This window comes from Pandoraea cepalis (assembly GCF_902459625.1).
Taxonomy (GTDB): Bacteria; Pseudomonadota; Gammaproteobacteria; order Burkholderiales; family Burkholderiaceae; genus Pandoraea; species Pandoraea cepalis.
In genome coordinates, this window is record NZ_CABPRY010000013.1 from 56,150 (window position 1) to 74,702 (window position 18,553).

Annotated in this window: 18 protein-coding genes; 5 read left to right on the plus strand and 13 right to left on the minus strand. The window is 66.3% G+C overall.

Features of this window, described 5'->3' with window-relative positions; genetic code table 11:
• Nucleotides 1-15 precede the first annotated feature (15 nt).
• From PCE31107_RS20480 to PCE31107_RS20495, 4 genes are all read right to left on the minus strand, one after another.
• Nucleotides 16-744, minus strand: coding sequence for a molybdopterin-dependent oxidoreductase (locus PCE31107_RS20480; RefSeq protein ID WP_370364007.1), 729 nt, complete (start codon nt 742-744; stop codon nt 16-18).
• Nucleotides 745-863: 119 nt separating this feature from the next.
• Nucleotides 864-1,499 carry a cytochrome b/b6 domain-containing protein gene (locus PCE31107_RS20485; protein ID WP_150610481.1) on the minus strand — a complete coding sequence of 212 codons (636 nt, stop codon included), beginning with the start codon at nt 1,497-1,499 and terminating at the stop codon, nt 864-866.
• A 109-nt stretch (nt 1,500-1,608) separates the two neighbouring features.
• On the minus strand, nt 1,609-2,133 hold the full coding sequence (locus tag PCE31107_RS23880) for a winged helix-turn-helix domain-containing protein (RefSeq protein WP_217425219.1): 525 nt from the start codon (nt 2,131-2,133) through the stop codon (nt 1,609-1,611).
• Entirely contained in the window at nt 2,123-2,740 is a 618-nt protein-coding gene (locus PCE31107_RS20495) for an SRPBCC family protein (protein WP_150610482.1), read from the minus strand. The genes PCE31107_RS23880 and PCE31107_RS20495 overlap by 11 nt, the downstream gene beginning before the upstream one ends.
• A 301-nt stretch (nt 2,741-3,041) precedes the next feature.
• Between PCE31107_RS20495 and PCE31107_RS20500 the strand changes: the two genes are divergently transcribed.
• Nucleotides 3,042-4,061 (plus strand): XdhC family protein, encoded by a 1,020-nt coding sequence (locus tag PCE31107_RS20500; RefSeq protein ID WP_150610483.1) that lies wholly within the window; start codon nt 3,042-3,044, stop codon nt 4,059-4,061.
• A 159-nt stretch (nt 4,062-4,220) separates the two neighbouring features.
• Here the strand turns inward: PCE31107_RS20500 and PCE31107_RS20505 are convergent, their stop codons facing one another.
• Both PCE31107_RS20505 and PCE31107_RS20510 read right to left on the minus strand, forming a co-directional pair.
• Nucleotides 4,221-4,664 (minus strand): carboxypeptidase regulatory-like domain-containing protein, encoded by a 444-nt coding sequence (locus PCE31107_RS20505; protein WP_246181911.1) that lies wholly within the window; start codon nt 4,662-4,664, stop codon nt 4,221-4,223.
• Nucleotides 4,665-4,792: 128 nt separating this feature from the next.
• Nucleotides 4,793-6,328, minus strand: a complete 1,536-nt coding sequence (locus PCE31107_RS20510; protein WP_150610484.1) for a DegQ family serine endoprotease — start codon at nt 6,326-6,328, stop codon at nt 4,793-4,795.
• A 250-nt stretch (nt 6,329-6,578) separates the two neighbouring features.
• Between PCE31107_RS20510 and PCE31107_RS20515 the strand changes: the two genes are divergently transcribed.
• Nucleotides 6,579-6,980 (plus strand): hypothetical protein, encoded by a 402-nt coding sequence (locus PCE31107_RS20515; protein ID WP_150610485.1) that lies wholly within the window; start codon nt 6,579-6,581, stop codon nt 6,978-6,980.
• A 30-nt stretch (nt 6,981-7,010) separates the two neighbouring features.
• On the opposite strand, the gene PCE31107_RS20520 is transcribed toward PCE31107_RS20515, so the two are convergent.
• Both PCE31107_RS20520 and PCE31107_RS20525 read right to left on the minus strand, forming a co-directional pair.
• Nucleotides 7,011-8,420: an ATP-binding protein gene (locus PCE31107_RS20520; RefSeq protein WP_130026675.1), complete on the minus strand. Its 1,410-nt coding sequence runs from the start codon at nt 8,418-8,420 to the stop codon at nt 7,011-7,013.
• The gene (locus tag PCE31107_RS20525; protein WP_130026676.1) at nt 8,420-9,127 is read right to left on the minus strand and encodes a response regulator; all 708 of its coding nucleotides are present in this window, start codon (nt 9,125-9,127) and stop codon (nt 8,420-8,422) included. The genes PCE31107_RS20520 and PCE31107_RS20525 overlap by 1 nt, the downstream gene beginning before the upstream one ends.
• A 394-nt stretch (nt 9,128-9,521) precedes the next feature.
• On the opposite strand from PCE31107_RS20525, the gene dacB reads away from it, so the two are divergent.
• Nucleotides 9,522-11,039, plus strand: coding sequence for a D-alanyl-D-alanine carboxypeptidase/D-alanyl-D-alanine endopeptidase (dacB, locus tag PCE31107_RS20530; RefSeq protein ID WP_174966745.1), 1,518 nt, complete (start codon nt 9,522-9,524; stop codon nt 11,037-11,039).
• Between the two features lie 176 nt (nt 11,040-11,215).
• Complete coding sequence (locus PCE31107_RS20535) at nt 11,216-12,154, plus strand: sterol desaturase family protein (RefSeq protein ID WP_130026677.1); 939 nt, start codon at nt 11,216-11,218, stop codon at nt 12,152-12,154.
• A gap of 43 nt (nt 12,155-12,197) precedes the next feature.
• On the opposite strand, the gene PCE31107_RS20540 is transcribed toward PCE31107_RS20535, so the two are convergent.
• From PCE31107_RS20540 to PCE31107_RS20560, 5 genes are all read right to left on the minus strand, one after another.
• Nucleotides 12,198-13,250, minus strand: coding sequence for an L-threonylcarbamoyladenylate synthase (locus tag PCE31107_RS20540; RefSeq protein WP_150610487.1), 1,053 nt, complete (start codon nt 13,248-13,250; stop codon nt 12,198-12,200).
• A 3-nt stretch (nt 13,251-13,253) separates the two neighbouring features.
• Nucleotides 13,254-14,447, minus strand: coding sequence for a 5-(carboxyamino)imidazole ribonucleotide synthase (locus PCE31107_RS20545; RefSeq protein ID WP_150610488.1), 1,194 nt, complete (start codon nt 14,445-14,447; stop codon nt 13,254-13,256).
• Nucleotides 14,448-14,488: 41 nt separating this feature from the next.
• The gene (gene purE / locus PCE31107_RS20550) at nt 14,489-14,995 is read right to left on the minus strand and encodes a 5-(carboxyamino)imidazole ribonucleotide mutase (protein WP_150610489.1); all 507 of its coding nucleotides are present in this window, start codon (nt 14,993-14,995) and stop codon (nt 14,489-14,491) included.
• Nucleotides 14,996-15,010: 15 nt separating this feature from the next.
• Nucleotides 15,011-15,916 (minus strand): phosphoribosylaminoimidazolesuccinocarboxamide synthase, encoded by a 906-nt coding sequence (locus PCE31107_RS20555; protein ID WP_174966746.1) that lies wholly within the window; start codon nt 15,914-15,916, stop codon nt 15,011-15,013.
• 205 nt (nt 15,917-16,121) lie between these two features.
• Complete coding sequence (locus tag PCE31107_RS20560) at nt 16,122-17,687, minus strand: hypothetical protein (protein WP_150610490.1); 1,566 nt, start codon at nt 17,685-17,687, stop codon at nt 16,122-16,124.
• Nucleotides 17,688-17,886: 199 nt separating this feature from the next.
• Here PCE31107_RS20560 and PCE31107_RS20565 point away from each other — a divergent pair, with 199 nt between their 5' ends.
• Complete coding sequence (locus tag PCE31107_RS20565) at nt 17,887-18,486, plus strand: hypothetical protein (RefSeq protein WP_150610491.1); 600 nt, start codon at nt 17,887-17,889, stop codon at nt 18,484-18,486.
• The last annotated feature ends 67 nt before the right edge of the window (nt 18,487-18,553 follow it).

Here is an 18,553-nt window from a genome sequence, read left to right on the forward strand (position 1 = left end):
AGTCGAGCGGTTGCGTCAACTGCCGCCGAACCAGTTGTAGCCCTGGTCCTCCCAATACCCGCCCGGATACGTGTTGGTCACGAAAATCGCGCGGATATGTTTGGGATTCTTGTAGCCGAGCTTCGTGGGAATCCGCAGCTTCATCGGAAATCCGTATTCCCTGGGTAGCGTCTGGCCGTCATAGGTCAACGCGAGCAGCGTCTGCGGATGCAGCGCCGTCGGCATATCGATGCTCGTGTAGTAGTCGTCGGCGCATTTGAAGCCGACGTAGCGTGCCGTGGTGTCTGCGCCGATACGACGCAGAAAGTCGGCGAACGTCACCCCGCCCCAGCGGCCAATGGCGCTCCAGCCTTCCACGCACACGTGACGCGTGATTTGCTCGGCCGCGCGCGGGGCGGCGAAACGGCGCAACGCGTCAAGCTGCCAAGGGGCCTTGTCCGCGATGAGGCCGGACAACTCCAGTTGGTAATCGCTTTCCTCGACGACGGGCGCTTCGTCCATCGAATAGAACGCGTTGAATGGGAACGGTCGCGTGATGCGCGACGCCGGGAACGTTGGCGCCAACACATTCTGACGAAACAAGGCGGCCTGCACACGATCGTTCCATCGCGAGATCGTGTCGAGCGCCGACGAGACACCCGCGTTGTCGTCCAGCGAGCAACCCGAGAGCAGCGCCACGCCACCGAGCGACAGCGTACGCGTCAGAAACGCGCGGCGCGAGGGCTCGGCCACGCGGCGCGTCATCAACGCACGCGCCTCATGGAGAATCGCTTCGCCGTCGCGGACGACCAGGGCGTCGGCAGGCAGGTGGCTGGGCTTTCGATCGAGGGTCATGGCAGCTCCGTGTCTTGTCGTCGGCGCACTCAGCGTCCGGTAATCATCGTGCGCAACGTGCGCGGCACCAGCGCGACCATCACGACATGAATCGCGACGAATGCCACCAGGCCCGCCATCGCGAGAAAATGCACCCAGCGCGCCCCCTGGAATCCGCCGAACAGCGCGCAGAGCCAGCCAAGCTGCACAGGCTTCCAGATCGCGAGTCCCGACGCCACGAGCAGCACGAGGTCGAGCACCGCGAACAGATACGCGATACGCTGAACCTGGTTGTATTGATGGGGATCGTCGTGGGCGAGTCGGCCACGCAGTGCGGCGAACGCGTCGCGCACCACACCGCGCAACGTCAACGGAAAGAAGCGGCGCGACAGGCGTCCGCTTGACACATTGAAGAGCAGATAGACGAGCCCGTTGGCCGCCAGCAGCCACATCGCGGCAAAATGCCACCGCAGCGCACCGCCCAGCCAGCCGCCCAGCGTGAGTTCGTTGGGAAAGCGAAAGCCGAAGATCGGCGACGCGTTGTAGATCCGCCAGCCGCTCGTGACCATCGCGAGAACTGCCAGCGCGTTCAGCCAATGGGTGACGCGCAGCCAACCCGGCTGGACCGGACCGGTTCGCACGGGGGGCTGTGCGGCGGGCGGCACGGACTTCGTCAAGGGTGACATGGAGACCTCCATCGCTGGGTTTGCGTCGATGGAGCCAGTGTCACTTCAAGACGGTGACGAAGTCCTCACGGAGAAATAACGTTTTCGTGATATTCGGCGAGTCCGGGCATCAAGGGCGATGCGACGGTACCGAATCGGTCTCCGGGTCATCCGCCGTGCCGCTTCTGAGATACGCGTCGAACGTCGGCACGTGGGCGTCGAGCAGCAGACGTATTTCATTGATGAGCGTGTCGTAGTGCGCGGCGAGGTTCTGCGCGAACGGCGTGAGCTGCGCGCCGCCCCCGGCCACACCGCCAATATGTCGGGTGACGAGAGGTTCACGGAATTCGTGGTTCATCGCTTCGACGAGCAGCCACGCACGCCGGTACGACATGCCCATGCGGCGCGCGGCGGCGGAAATCGACCCCGTCGCTTCGATGGCCCGCAGCAACGCCAGGCGCCCGGGCCCGAACACTGGCGTATCGCCATCCCGCACGCGCACGCGCACGTCGTAGCCCGCCTCGCCGGCCGGCGCCGGCACTTTCCCCGCGGCTTCCAGTGCCTCCAGCGCCGCGGCCGTCGCCAGTTGCCTGCGCGCGTGGGCGCCCCCGGCGGGCGCGACGTCCACCTTGCCTCGACGACGCTCAACTGGCATGGCTGCCCCACAGGAAGACGACGATCGCAATGAGCGCCGCCACGGCCCACGGCCACCAGCGCGCCAGCCTGCCCCGCGTGGACGGCATGTCGCGCAGCGCGGCATCCGTTGCGAGTGCGGCGGCCACTTCGCCGTCGGCGGCAATCGGCGGATAAGTTGCGGCATGCGGGGCAATGGCCGCCGTCAGCCGCGCGAGGCATTCATCGATGAGCTTGCGGGCGGCCGCCTGCGCCTGGGGCGTGTCCAGATGCGCGGACTCGGCGCCCAGGTGCGTCGTGAGGTCGTACGTCAGTATTGTGTGCATCGGTCCCGGCGCTTGCAACGTAATGGTCGCCCTGCCGCGTGCGTGTCCGGCAGCCGAGCCCAGGGCGTCGACATTCAATGTGTAGGATGTCGGCGCCATGACGTCCGTCACCGTGATTCGGCCCGACCAGCGACCGCCCAACGGACCCGGCGCGACGCTCACGACGATCGTCCACGTCGTGTCGTCGAGCCGCTCGATCGACTCGCAGCCTGGGATGCACCCTTGCAAGATGCCCGGGTCGTTCAGCGCGATCCACGCGAGGTCTCGCGCCACCGGCAATTGCCGTCTGTCATGTAGCTCCATTGCCCCTCCCCAAACGTGATGCGGTCGCTCGTCGGTCACGCGGCGTCATCTCGACCTGCGAACTATTGTGACACGAGTTCCCCGCGCCAGATCACCGCCGCGACCGCTCGCCCGCGGTCCGCAACGCGCCGCACAAGGCTTCGCCAGGTCACGCAAAGGGAAGACCAAGCGCAATATTCCGTGGGATACAGCGCAAGCCAAGGCGCGCTATACTCGGCGCATCACATCGAGCGGTGACATGACGGCGGCCCATGCCTTGGCCGATGCGCGACCGCTCGCGTATTGACCAAGGAACCGTGGGATGGACAGTGTCGATCTGGAAGTGCTGAAGTCCGCCGTACAGTGGACCCGCGCGGGCTTTTTCGTCACGCTGGGCACGGTGGTTCGCACGTGGGGCTCCGCCCCGCGTCCGGTGGGCTCGATGCTCGCGATTCGGGAGGATGGCCATTTGGTCGGCGCCGTGTCGGGCGGTTGCGTCGAGGACGACCTGATCGCCCGGCTGCGCGACGGCGACTGGCCGCAGGATCGCCCGCAACTCACCAGCTACGGCGTGACGGCCGAGCAAGCGCATCGCTTCGGACTGCCCTGCGGCGGCACGCTGCAACTGGTGCTGGAGCCGGTGCGCGACGCCTCGCGCATTTCGGAACTGCTCGATGCCATCTCGCGATTCCGCCTCGTCGTGCGCGAACTCGACATGACCTCCGGTGCGGTGCGCATCGCCCCCGGGCACCATACCCCGCCGCTCGAATTCGACGGCGCGCGCCTCATCACCTCGCACGGCCCGCGCCACCGGCTGGTGGTGATCGGTGCCGGGCAGCTCTCGAAGTACGTTGCGAGCATGGCGTGCGCGCTCGACTATCACGTGATCGTTTGCGACCCGCGCAGCGAATACGCAGACGAATGGCACGTGGCCGGCACCGAACTCTCTCGCGAAATGCCGGACGACCTGATCGTGCGGCAACAACTCGACTCGCACAGTGCTGTCCTGACGCTCACGCACGACCCGAAGCTCGACGACATGGCGCTGCTCGAAGCGCTCAAGTCCCCGGCGTTCTACATCGGCGCCATCGGCTCGCGGGTGAACAACGCGCGACGCCGCGAACGGCTGTCGCTGTTCGATCTGAGTTCGGCGGAAATCGCACGGCTGCATGGGCCCGTCGGCATGCATCTGGGTGCGCGCACGCCGGCAGAGATCGCCGTGGCGATTCTCGCCGAAATGACGGCGATCAAGAACGGCATTGACGTCAAACAAACATTCTCCGTGCGCACGAGCGAGGAGACTGTCGGCGACGACACCTCGGTGTGCCGCGACACGGTTTGACCCGCCACGCGCGCCCCGCGCTGACCGCCCGCTTCCCCTTCCCATTGAACAAAAAAACGCCGCCTTTCGGCGGCGCAACTCGCTCACTCGTTGCTACGGAGTACTACCTGGGTTACCTCGTCATCCGTGGCGCCTTACCCGACACGACCGATCGGCACATCAGTCATGTGGCCACAGAAACGTTACCGCTGCATGCCCCTTTGCGGGCACCTTCACATCCTTCGTCATCGGCTTGCCGTCGTACGTCGCCTTCACGGTGTAACTGCCTTGCGGCAGCTTCACCAGCATGAACGGCCCTTTCGCGCGTGCGTCGAATACCGTCTTGCTACCGCGCATGATCTGCACCTGAGCGTCGGCGATGTACTCGTTCGCGCCGTCGCCGCGAGCCGCCATCTCGATGGACAGCGGCCAGTGAGACGCTTCGCGCTTGAAGGCCCCCGATTGATCGCTGTCGATACCGCCCGAGACGTAGGTCACGTCGCCCTGCTGCATCGACGGCGGCAGCATGCCGCCCTGCGCATGCGCCACCGATATGCCAAGCCCTCCGACCAATGCCGCGGCCGTCGCGGCTGCCATCGACCAGCGTTGCCATTGTTGCCCCATGTTCGACCTCCCGTTCATGACATCACGATGCAGGATCGCACCGGTGGCACGGCAGCCGTGAAGCCATCGCTGCCGAGCACCGGCACACAAGGTAGTGCGTGGCATCCCGTGAGTGCCTCGCCCGGCGCTTAGCCGAGATCGACCGGGATGAAAATCTGTTGCCCGTCGCGTTGTACGAGCAACGCGACATTATTGCCCGCTTTCTTGAGCTTATCGCTCAGTTGCGACGCACTCGTCACCGGCGTGCCGTTGAGCGACAGGATGATGTCGCCCGCCTGCACGCCCGCCTGCTCGGCCGGTCCGCCGACACGGGCCACCAGCAAACCGTGCGTCACCTGTGCCGCGCGCTTCTCGTCGGGCGAGAGGTCGCGTACCGCGAGTCCCAGCCGGCCATGCGTGGCCGAGTCTTCCGTGCTCGCGACGTCCTTCTTCTCGTTGAGCGCCGCCACCGTCACGCTTACGTCCTGCTTCGCACCATTGCGCCAGACAGTCAGCGTCGCCTTCTCGCCCGGACGCATATCGGCGATCTTCTCCGGCAACTGCACCGAGTCCTCGATGGTCGTGCCGTTGACCGCCAGAATCACGTCGCCCGGCTTCAGGTCCGACTTCGCGGCCGGACCGTTCTTGTCGATGGACGACACCAGCGCCCCCTCGGGCTTGGGCAAGCCGAACGACTTCGCCAGCGACTGGTTCACTTCCTGAATTGTCACGCCGATACGGCCACGGCTCACCTTGCCAAACTGCTGGAGCTGCGCCTTGACCTTCATCGCCATGTCGATCGGAATCGCGAACGACAGCCCCTGGAAGCCGCCGGTACGCGAATAGATCATCGAGTTGATGCCAATGACTTCGCCGTTCAGGTTGAACAGCGGTCCGCCCGAGTTACCCGGGTTGACCGGCACGTCCGTCTGAATGAACGGCGTGTAGTTCTCGTCCGGCAACGCACGCGCCTTTGCCGACACGATGCCCGCCGTCACGGTGTTGTCGAAGCCGTACGGCGACCCGATGGCCACCACCCACTCGCCCGCTTTCGATTTCGACGGGTCGCCGATCTTCACCGTCGGCAGATTCGTGGCGGCAATCTTGAGCAAAGCCACGTCGCTCGCCTTGTCGCTGCCCACGACCTTCGCCTTGAATTCGCGCTTGTCGGTGAGCTTCACCGTGACCTGACTCGCGTCGTCCACGACGTGCGCGTTGGTCAGGATGTAGCCGTCCGCGCTCACGATGAAGCCCGAACCGAGACTGCGCGTCGGAGCGCTGCCACCATCGCCACTGCCGTCGCCGCCGTCGTTGCCCGGCGCGCCGTAAAAGTGACGGAAGAACTGGAACAGCGGATCGTTCTGATCCATGCCCGGCGGCATCGGCATCGCCGTGGCACCGCCCCCCGCCGAAGGTTTCCCATCGTGCGTCACACTAATGTTGACTACGGCCGGTCCGTATTGTTCCGCCAGTTGCGAGAAGTCCGGCACGAGCATGCGTGGCGCGGTATTCGGGGGGTTCGGTGCATTGGCGGCTGGCGTCGCCGGGTTGGCCGCATTGGCGTCGGCGACCATCTCCGAGGCGAGCGGCGCCTGCCAGTGCTGACGTCCGGCAACATAGCCGCCCGTCAACGCGACGAGCACAGCGCTGGCAACCAGCGTACGAGTGAGCTTCGAGGTCCGCATGAGTCTCTCCTGACTGACACCACGTTTGACATGACTGTGATGGTAGAGAGGCTCCCTTAAGGCAACCTTAAGACGGTCTGAAAAGTGACCCATCGGCTGCCAACAGATGATGCATTGAGTGCTATGCGTTACGGCACCAAGCGTTTGGAGGGACAACTCGCGTGGTTCGCCTTGCGAATGTTGCGTTCCGCTGACTACGGTGTCGAAGCGGCGCGATCCCGCGCCGCGAGTCTTCGTCTACAGGAGAATCATGATGTCTACGATCGACACGCCGCTTTATCGCCGGTCCGTGCATGGCCGCGCCGCTCGCTGGATGGGATGCGCCGGGGCTATTCTGTGCCTCGCCTTCGCGGCTTCCGTGCACGCCGCGCCCGGCGGCCATGGCGATGGGATGGGAACACAAGGCCCGGCCGATTCGATGCCGAACGCGATGACCCTGCCGAGCCAAAACAGTGCCTGCGCTCCGGACGCGCCAGCCGATCAGGCCATCGTCGGCAAGTCGCTCAGCGAAGCCAAATCGATGCTGCAAGGTTGCCCGTGGCGCATCGGCACGCAAGATGGCAGAGCCATGCCGACGACGCGCGACTACCGCCCGGATCGCCGCACGCTCACGATCGACAATGACAAGGTCACGAGCGTGACACGGGGGTGAGGGCCGGAGACATCACGTGCGACAGACGTATCAAAGCGCAGGCGGCGGCGCCGATGTCGCGCCGCCGAAGCTCACGCGAACGCGAAGCCCCTGGCCGTTGGAGGCATCGAACAACTCGACGCGCGCGCCATGCGCCTGCGCGATGTTGCGCACAATCGCCAGCCCCAAACCGCTGCCCTGCGCACGCGGGGTATCGGCATCGTCTTGCGTCGCGTCGCTCGCCGGCGTCGAATGGCCGGGCGCGGCCCCCTCCACCGACGCCGCACCGCCGCGGAAGAACCGATCGAACACGCGCTCGCGCTCGGTGGGCGCAATGCCCGGCCCAGTGTCTTCGATCTCCACGACCGGTGCCGGGGTTGCCGCCACCAGCCGCACGTCGACATGACCGCCGCGCGGCGTGTATTTCAGCGCGTTGTCGACCAGATTGCCGAAGAGCGTGTGCAACGCGTTCGCCTCGCCGTGCACGCGACTGACGGCCGCCAGTGCGTCGGGAGCGTCCAGCCCGAGATCGATCCCGCGCGCCACCGCCAGCGCCGCATGATGCGCCACCACCTCACTCAGCAACGGGGCCAGCGGCACCTCGACGAATGCCGCGGCCGCACGCGCGGCGTCCGGCTCCTGTCGCGCGAGCGTGAGCAACTGGGCCACCATGTGCGAAGCACGTCGCACGCCGTCGCGCAGATCCCGCATCGCCTCGGCCCGCTCCGCGTCGGTGTGGGCACGGTCAAGCAGTTGAACTTGCAGTTGCAGCGCGGCGAGCGGCGTACGCAATTCGTGCGCGGCGTCGGCCACGAAGGCTTTTTGCTGTGCGAGCGACGCGTCGAGTCTGCCGAGCAGACTGTTGAGCGCGCGCACGAGCGGACGCACCTCGTCGGGCAAGCCGACCTCGGGTAAGGCATCCAACGCCCCCGGCGCACGGCTGTCGAGCGCCTTCGTCACGCGTCGCAGCGGCTGCAAACCGCGCCCCACCACGATCCAGACGAGCAACGCGAGCACCGGCATCGCGACCACCAGCGGCAACAGCGTGCGCACCGCCATCGAGACCGCGAGCGAATCGCGAATGACCATCGGCTGCGCGAGCTGCACGACGTTGTCGCCCACGAGCGCCGCGTAGACACGCCAGTCGCCTTCGGGCGTCTGCACCGTCGTGAAACCGAGTTCCGCGCGCGGCGGCAACGGCGTGCTCGGGTGCGAGTAGTACAACTCCACGCCGTTGCGGCTCCATATCTGGATGACGAGTCCGCCTGACTCGTTGTGCGCGCCCGGCACGCTCGAGAACGGCTCGGCCGGCAGCGACAGGGCCATTTGCTGCAACTGGAAATCGAACAGCGCGTTGGCCTCCGTGCGCGACTGGCGGAAGATGGCGATGCCCGCGAGCAGCAGCGCTACCGCGAGCGTGATCAGCAATCCGAAAAGGAGACGACGGCGAATCGAGCGCATCAGTTCGCCTCCGGTGCCGTCATGCCGGCCGCAGGCGGCGTCTCACCCGCTTGCGCGGGCATCATGTAACCGACGCCACGCACCGTACGAATGGCGTCCGCGCCCAGCTTCTTGCGCAGCCCGTGGATGTGAACTTCCACCGCGTTGCTCGCCACTTCTTCTCCCCAGCCATAAATGCGCTCTTCCAGTTGCGCCTTCGACAGCACCGCGCCCGGCCGATTGAGCAACGCTTCAAGCACGGCGTACTCGCGCGCGGAGAGCCCCACCGATGCGCCGCCGCACGTGACCTGGCGCGTCGCGGGGTCGAGCACGATACCGCCATGACGCAGCAACGGCTCGCTGCGCCCCGCCTGACGTCGCACCAGCGCACGCAAACGCGCCGCCAGCTCGTCGAGATCGAACGGCTTGACAAGGTAATCGTCGGCGCCGGCGTCGAGTCCTTTCACGCGGTCGGCCACCGCATCGCGCGCCGTGGCGATGAGCACTGGCAACGTCTGGCCGCGCGCGCGTAACGTGCGCAGCACGTCGATACCGTCGCGGCGAGGCAAGCCCAGGTCGAGCAGCAGCGCGTCGTACGACTCGAGCGAGAGCACGTCGAGCGCACGCTGACCGTCGCCAACATGATCGACGGTCCAGCCGTCCTGGCGCAGTCCTTTCATGACGGCCGTGGCAATCATCGCATCGTCTTCCACCAACAAAATTCGCATGGCTTGGGCACCGGTTGAGACCATCTCTTGGCGTGACACTGGCGGCCGACGCAACGTTGTTTGCGCTTGCTTGATGTTGCCTTGACGTGACACTCGCCGGAATTCGACCCATTGTAGCGACAGTTCGTTGCATGACCGTCTTACAATGGCACGCATGGGCCGCGCATGGCAGACGCACGTCGCGGCCCCGCAACCCGCTTATCGCTTCGCCGCCGCGTCCGCATCGCCTTGCCTGTGCCCGTCACGCATTCAGGCCGTACGGTTTCGCTGCGCGCAACACTGGAGACCCTCGCCCGTCATGCGCGTTCCTCGCCTGCTTCGCAGCGCCTGTCGCTCCCCCGACCTTTCGGGCTCACTGCGCAGCCCTCTTCATTCGCCGTCATCGGGCCGCCTCATGCGCAACGTCGCTCGCGCGTGTTGCGCGGCGCTGGCACTCGCGATGATCGTGAGCGCCCCGGTCCAGGCAAAGCCGCTCAAGCACGCGAAGATGCCCAGGGTACCGGCGAGCGCCGCGCGCGCCACGCCGCTGCCGCCCGAATTGGCGCGCGCGCTCGCGGCCAGCAAGGTACCCGCCGCCCATGTGAGCGTGATCGTCGCGAAGGTCGACAACCCGCTGCAAACGCGTGGCCGCATCGGGCCGCCGCTGCTTGCCGTCAATGCCAACGTGCCGCGCAACCCGGCCTCGACGATGAAGCTCGTCACGACGATTGCGGCGCTCGACACGCTCGGCCCCGACTATCGCTGGCGCACGCAGGCCTTCACCGACGGCACGTCCGACGGCCGCACGCTCAACGGCAATCTGTATTTCAAGGGCTCGGGCGACCCGAAGCTCGTGCCCGAGGAGATGGAGAAGTTCGTCGCCGAGTTGCACCACGCCGGGGTGACGAACATCAACGGCGACATCGTGCTCGACCGCTCCGCCTACAGTGCAGACATCGGCGACACCGGGGCCATCGACGGCGGTGACGACCGGCCGTACAACGTCGCACCGGATCCCCTGCTGTACTCGTTCAAGGCGGTTTCGTTCAGCTTCACCGGCCATCCGAACGGCACCGTCGAGGTCGGCGTGCTGCCACCGCTGGCGAATCTGCAAGTGGCAAACAACCTGTCGTCGACCGGCTCCGGCCACTGCGGCGACTGGCTCGCCCGCATTCACCCCACGCTGAATGCGATGGCCGACGGCAGCTACGTCGCCCACTTCTCAGGCACGTATCCGGCCTCGTGCGAAGACAAGGGCTGGAACGTGGCCGCCCCCGATCGCGATCAATTCTTCCTGGGGGGCTTCCGCGCCCTGTGGCAAGCCTCGGGCGGACAGTTCAACGGCAATGTGCGCACCGGCGTCGTGCCCCCGGGCGCCCACCTGCTCGTCACGCATCGGGGTCAGACGCTGGCCGAAGTCGTGCACGACATGAACAAGTTCAGCAACAACGTGATGGCCCGGCAGCTGTTTCTGACGCTGGGTCTCGCCGCCGACAACAACCGCACGCCGGCCAGCCTGACGCGCTCGCGCGACGTATTGAACCGCTGGCTCGACAAAAATGATCTCGCCATGCCGGGGCTCGTGGTGGAGAACGGCTCGGGTCTGTCGCGCATCGAACGTATCAGCGCGACCGAGCTGGCCAGTCTGTTGCAACACGGCATCAACAGTCCGACCGCCCAGGTGCTCATCGAATCGATGCCGACCGTCGGCGTCGACGGCACCATGCGCAATCGCCTGATGAATCGCGACGTCGCCGGCAACGCGCATATCAAGACGGGCACGCTCGACGATGTGGGCGCCGTGGCCGGCTATGTCGGCTCGCGCTCCGGCAACATCTACGTTGTGGTCTCGCTCGTGAACGATCCGCGGGCGAGCCAGGCCCGCGGGTTCAACGACGCGCTCATTTCGTGGGTGTACGAGAACGCGCCTTGATGGGGAAGCGGCGCGCCGTCCGAAAAGGCGGTTCGCCTGAGCGCATTTGACGTTTCCCTCTAACCGCCGCGCTGTCGCGTACCATTCGCGTCAGAATAGACGTTCCATCGGTGCCACCGTCGCCAAGACGCCGGGGCACCGGTTCCGATGACCCCATCGTGAGGAGACGCGAGGTCATGAACGTCGAGTTGATCCTGCTGGCGCTCGCGCCGGTGTTCGTGCTGTGCATCGGTATCGAAGCCTGGTACTGGCGGCGCCGCCGCCCCGGCTTGTACAGCCTGAAGGACACGGTCAGCAACGCCACGCTCGCGCTCATGCACCAGGGCGCGGACAAACTTGCCTGGCTGCTCATCGTGCCGTTTTACGCCTGGCTCTACGACCATCACCGCCTCTATACGATGCCGGGCGGATGGCTCGGCTTCGCGCTGCTCTTCGTCGTGCAGGACTTTCTCTACTACGTTTTTCATCGCGCCAGTCACCGAATCCGCTGGCTGTGGGCGGCACACGTCGTGCACCACTCGTCGGAGCGGCTCAACCTGTCGACGGCCTTCCGGCAAAGCCTGATGTATCCGGTCGCGGGCATGTGGCTGTTCTGGACGCCGATGGCGCTCATCGGCTTCACGCCGATACAGATCGTCGGCGTGGTCCTGCTCAACCTCGCGTTCCAGTTCTTCGTACACACCCAGGCGATTCCGAAACTGGGCTGGCTGGAATACGTGCTGAACACGCCGTCGATTCACCGTGCCCATCACGCGCGCAATCCGCGCTACATCGACCGCAACTATGCCGGGGTGCTGGTCGTCTGGGATCGGATGTTCGGGTCTTACGTGGAAGAAAGCGAGGCCGAGCCATGCGAATTCGGCATCGTCGATCCGATCCGCACGCACAATCCGATCACGCTGACATTTCACGAATGGCAGGCGATGGCGCGCGATGCGCTCACGATGCCGGGTTGGCGCAACAAGGCAATGGCGCTGTTCGGGCCGCCCGAGTGGCGACGCGCGTGGCAGGCGGCACAGGTCGCGGCAGGACAGACGGTCACGCCGTCGGCGGGCGGATTATCGGGAAATATGGGAAATGTCGGGGACGTTGGGGCGTCGCGCCACACGCCTTGATCCTTGACGAGGCGCGATCGCCTCGCCAGCCCGTCACTGCGCGTTATGCGCGCTCGAACGCCGCTGCTGCGCGGCCCAGGCGGTCACCGACCGCCGCCCATGCCGGGGTGTCCGGCAGACGCTCGAACAGGATATGTGTGACGTTGGCGCGGTCGAGCCGGCGCAGCATGGCGTACAGGTCGGTCGCGAGCGCGGCGGGGGTGCCCGGCAACTCGACCTTCACGATCGCGGCCGACGCGGACACCTCGGCGGGCAGCGTTACGAGCGTCGATGCGAAGGCTACCACCGCGACGCGCTCGCCCTCGGGACGCACCGCCAGCGCCGGGCCGAACTGCCCGGCATCGCACAGATACAACGGCGTGCGCGGCGCGTAGTGCGCCTTGAGCGTGCCCGAGGCGCGCGGTGCGTCGGTGTCCTGCCCCGGCAGACGCGGCATCTCGCCGAGTACTTCGGCAATCTGCTCGGGCGTGATATGCCCGGGACGCAGCAACGAGGGGAACCCACGCGACAGATCCACGATCGTCGACTCGATCCCCACGGCGGCCTCGCCGCCATCGAGCACATGCACGATGACGCCCGGTAGTCCGGCAAACTCGTCGCGCACGTGCTGCGCCGCCGTCGGGCTCACCTGACCGAAACGATTGGCCGAGGGAGCCGCCACACCGCCCTGCCCCCCCTTGATCCGGGCAAACTCGCGCAGCAGTGCCTGCGCCACAGGATGCGAAGGACAGCGCAACCCCACCGAATCCTGCCCGCCGGAGACGGCATCGGGGATATGCGGCGCGCGCTTGAGAATCAATGTGAGCGGGCCGGGCCAGAAGGCATCCATCAGCTTGCGAGCGGCCGGCGTGACGTCGTCGCTCCAGTAGCCGGGGTCCCCTTCCGGGCAGAAGTGCACGATGACCGGATGATTCGCCGGGCGGCCTTTCGCGGCATAGATGGCCGCGATGGCCGTCGGGTTCTCCGCGTCGCCGCCAAGACCGTAGACCGTTTCAGTCGGGAACGCGACCAGCTCACCGGCCGCCAGTTGTTCGGCGGCCTTCGTGATCGCGTCTGCCGGCGGCATGACGATGCGCGGCGCTTGAGGCAACGTCATCGCTCAGTCTTCCAGCGGAATATCGAGGCTCGCCGCCGCCGTCACGCACGCCTGGCGCGCTTCGTCCAGCGACGCACCGGCAAACGTAATGTGGCCCATCTTTCGGCCGACACGGGCGTCTTCCTTGCCATACAGATGTAGGCGCGCCGACGGCAGCGCCACCACGTCAGCCCATGCGGGCGTGCGAGGATGATCCTTGGCGGCACCGTCGAACCAGACATCGCCGAGCACGTTGAGCATCACCGCGGGCGAGTGCTGACGCGTCTCGCCGAGCGGCAGCCCGGCCATCGCGCGCACCTGCTGCTCGAACTGGCTGGCTGCGCAGGCATCGATGGTGTAGTGACCGCTGTTGTGCGGGCGCGGCGCCATTTCGTTGGCGACGAGCGAGCCATCCTTGAGAATGAAGAACTCGACGCACAGCACGCCCACATAATCCATTTGCGACGCGATGCTGGCAGCCGCAGCGCGTGCGGCATCGGCCAGCGCCGGCGCGGCGTCGGGCGCGGGCACCGTCGTGGTCGCGAGAATGCCGTCGATGTGCACGTTCTGCGCGAGCGGATAGGTAGCGACTGCGCCGTCGGCACCACGGGCGCTAAGCACCGACACCTCGAAGGCCAGCGCGAGACGCTTTTCCAGCACGCAGGGAACGCCGCCAAGCGCCGCGTAAGCGTCGCGGGCCTCGGCGACCGAATTCACGCGCACCTGGCCCTTGCCGTCATAGCCCAGGCGCGCCGTCTTCAAAATGCCCGGCAGCACAGGTTCGATGGCCGCATCGCCGATGGCCGCGAGCGCTTCGTTCGATTCGATGACCAGATGCGGGGCCACGGGCACGCCGCAGCTTTCGATAAAGCGCTTCTCCGCCACACGATCCTGCGCGATGGCGACACAGCGCCCGGCGGGGCTCACGGTCGTGGACGCGGCGAGAAAGTCGAGCGACTGCGCCGGCACATTCTCGAACTCGGTCGACACAGCCGGGCAGAGCGACGCGAGTTCGGCGAGCGCGGTCTCGTCACGATAATCGGCCACGATCAGGCGGTCGGCCACGGCACCGGCGGGACAGCGCGGATCCGGGTCCAGCACGCAGACCTTGTAACCCATCGACTGGGCGGCAAAACAGAACATGCGGCCGAGTTGGCCGCCGCCCAGCATACCCAGCCATTGACCGGGAAGAACGGGCGCAGCGGAGGCAGAATTCATCTTGGTTGAGGCGCTGACAGTAGCAGGGACGTGCTTTTCTTTTACAGCGTGGGCAGGGTCATGCCGCGCGCCGCTTCGGTCTGCTTCGCACGGAACGCGTCGAGCTTGCCGGCGAGCGTCTTGTCGTCGGCCGCCAACATCGCAACCGCAAACAATGCCGCGTTGGCCGCGCCCGCCTCACCAATGGCGAACGTGGCGACGGGCACACCCTTGGGCATCTGCACGATCGAGAGCAGCGAATCTTCGCCGCGCAGATACTTGCTCGGCACCGGCACACCCAGCACCGGCACGGACGTCTTGGCAGCGATCATGCCCGGCAAATGGGCAGCACCGCCCGCACCCGCGATGATCGCGACGAGTCCGCGCTCGCGCGCGGCTTCGGCGTAGCGGAACATGTCGTCCGGCATGCGGTGCGCGGAGACGACCTGTGCCTCATAGGGCACACCGAACTCGGCCAGCACGGCGGCCGCGTTCTTCATCACTTCCCAGTCCGAGTTGGACCCCATTACCACGCCAACGCGCGGGGCCACGGTTTGTTTCTCGCTCATGTCGTAACGTCCCGCTCAGGCCAGTTGCTGGCCGGTCAGGCGCTCGAGCGCCTCGCGGTACTTGGCGGCCGTTTTCTCGACCACTTCGTCGGGCAGCTTCGGGGCGGGCGGGGTCTTGCCCCACGGCTGCGTCTCGAGCCAGTCGCGCACGAATTGCTTGTCGAACGACGGCGGGTTGCTGCCCACCACGTACGAATCGGCCGGCCAGAAACGCGACGAATCGGCCGTCAGCGCTTCATCCATCAGGTGCAGCTTGCCGTTGTCGTCGAGACCAAATTCGAACTTCGTGTCGGCGATGATGATGCCGCGCGTGGCCGCATAGGCCGCCGCCTCCTTGTACAGACGAATCGAGATCTCGCGAATCTGCTCGGCCAGTTCGCGGCCGATACGGCTCACCATCTCGTCGAAGCTGATGTTCTCGTCGTGTTCGCCCAACTCGGCCTTGGCCGCCGGGGTGAAAATCGGCTCGGGCAGTTGCTGCGCATTTTGCAGACCGGCGGGCAGCGTTACGCCGCACACGGCGCCCGTTGCCTGATAGTCCTTCCAGCCGCTGCCGGCCAGATAGCCGCGCACCACCGCTTCCACGAGGATCGGCTTGAGGCGCTTGACCACAACCGCACGGCCGGCGACCTGGGCCGCTTCGTCGCTCGCGACGACCGACTCCGGCGACACGCCCGTCAGGTGATTCGGCACGACGTGCGCGAGCTTGTCGAACCAGAAGTTGGCCATCTGGTTGAGCACGCGGCCCTTGCCCGGAATCGGCTCGCCCATGATCACGTCGAACGCCGAGAGGCGGTCCGTCGTCACGATCAGCAGCTTGTCGTCACCGACGGCGTAGTTGTCGCGCACTTTGCCGCGTGAGAGCAGCGGCAGGCTCTTGAGGGAGGATTCGTACAGGGCGTTCGGAGCGGGGGTAGTCACGGCGGGACCCAATATCAGGAAGGGCAAAGGCGTAATTATACGCGCGTCGGGCGACGTTTCACGAAGATGTGGACCCGGCAACTCGCCGGGGCCCTTCACCGTCGACCTTCGGCGCCATCCAAGGCAGCGCAACGCGACCCAGCGCGACCTAATACGACCTAATTCGCCCGAACGCGCCCCCCGAGGTACCCCCATGCGCCGCGGATTACCGCATGCCGTCAAGGAACTGTGGTTCCAGCCGCGCTTTTTCGGCCTCGTGAATCAGCAAGGCGACCACCGGCGCCCGAGAGATCGGGTTCGTCAAATAGCCGTCCTGGCGCAGGCACGACCGGTACCAGCCGGCCACCGACGACGCATCGTAATACTTGTTGTCGCACATCAACCCGTAATCGTCGAACGACACCAGGCGCACGGCGTCCGGACTCTCCGGGTCGATATCGTCGTGCGAGATCCGGTCGATGTGCCCGTCGACATAGCCTGGACTCAGGAACCGCACCCCGCTCAGAACATTGATTTCGTCTCGCAGCCAGAGCAGCGCCATGCCGGCCGGCAAGCCGCCCGAGGCCAGCAACGGGGCAACGCTGTCGAAGTTCGCTTCCAGAATGTCGGCCGCATGGCGACGGCCGGCATCGGTCTGCCAATCGATGGCGGCACCGCGAGCGCCGGTCAGTTCCGGCAGCCGCTGCCGGAGCAGATGCACTTTGCGCTCCCAGCGCGGCTCCCCTCGCCCCGGGCTGCGAAGCATGTCGAGCAACCGGGCAAATTCGGCAATGAGATCGAAGCTGCGAGTGGCGACGTTGATATGGTGGTCGCTCGCCTCCGAACGCTGCGCGGCGACCTTTGTTGCCAGGTCGTTACGCAGGCGCGCATCGCCGCGCTGGAGTTGCAGCGCCGCGCTGGCCGCCACGGCACTCGGACGCGCGATGCCACGCTCCGAGCACACCAGCGCGATCTTGCCCGGGTTCTCTCGCATGAACTTCGCCACGCCCCGACCGGCGCGCCATAGCACCTCGCGGGGAATCTGGGCGTCGAATCGCTCCATGCCCGCAAACTCCATGAACTGCACATGCGACAGACCGCCGTCGAGGCCCACGGGCGACGCCAACGCCTGCGGCGCGGCAGACCCGCGAGCGCCTCGCGCGCCTTGCATCACGCTATGGATGTATCCGTCGATCGGGCGCTCGCGATAGTCCGGCTCGCCGGCCGTTTCGACGGGGGCGTCGCGAACGTGCATGGTCCCGGGCTCGACGCAAAAGATCGCGCCGATCTGGGGGTGCGTCTTGAGCATGCGGGTGAGTACCGGCGCCTCTGCCGGTGTGGCCGTGGGGCCCACGATGAATCGGTGCCCGCCCAGCTCGATCAGTCCGAAGCGCGTGCATTGGCCGTCCACGCGGATGAGCGTCGATGTATTCACGCCATACGCCTCGACCCACGGATTTGCCGAGACGCCCCCGGCCCATTCGGGCGCCGGATCCTCCATCCCCCAAAGCGCAATCGGCTCGGGCGCGCCCTGCGTCGAGGCCATCTGCCCGCGCCAGTCGGCGGCCATCGAGTGCATCGACGCCGAGCGCACCGACGGCCCCGGAACCGGCGCAGCGACATCGGCCTCATCAGGGCTCGGTTGCGAGACGCGCACGTGAGTGGCTCGGTTAGCGGCTGAGGTCATCGTCGTCGCCATTGACGAACGCTGCGTCGGCGTACGGGACGTCTCTTCGGAACTGGACAGTCCGAGGCACCAGGCGACGGTCTTGGGAAGGCGATTCAATGGCATCGATATCTCCGGGTGGCCCATCATTGGCATGGGCGGATTGGCGGGGGGCACCGGAGACTGCCACGCGATGTCGCACCGGACTTCAGGATTCGGCGGATCGCTGTCGTTTTGCACCGCCGCAATGCGGGCGCTTTCCCCGCCTGCCTCCGCGCCGGATGTTGCCTAGAATGGAAGCGTTCACCCGAACCAAGGCGCTGCCATGACGATCACATCGACACCCGGACCTGTCTGGCCGGCCCGCTCAGGGCAATGCGTCGCAACCCTCGCCGCCTTGCTGGCGCTCGCGAGCCTGCCCGTGCTCGCGCAAACGGCAGCGCCGCAAGCGGCCGCGCCGCCGTCTGCCGGGGCCCATGCGCACGCCCATCGGGCCAGTGGGGCGCGCGCGCCATCCGGAACGTCGAGCACGACGGCCACCGCAGACACCACCGAGCGACCCACGCTACCCAGGCTGGTGGCGACCGCCACGCCGGAAAACGACGACGGCATTCCGCGTTTCGCCCTGTTTGCCGCGCGCGATATCGAACAGTTGGGTTTGCAGTTTCCGGCGCAGGACGGCGTCGCCCCCTCAGACGTCGAGGTCGTCATCACGATGAGCCTGCGCGACGGTGCCACCGCACGGATGCGTGATTTCTCCCGTCAGCATATGAACGAACCGATGACGCTGATCGTCGACGGCGTGGAAATGCTTACCGCCACGATCCGCTCGGAGTTGGGCGGCAAGTTTCAGTTGCAGATGCCAAAAGAAAAAGCCCGGCTTCTGTTCCAGCGTGTGCTGGCCAAAGCCGGGCCTGCGACCTGAGCGTCGTGTGCCTTCGAGCGGATTGCCTCGTCGGCGCCACGCCACCCCGGCCGGGCAGCAAGCCATG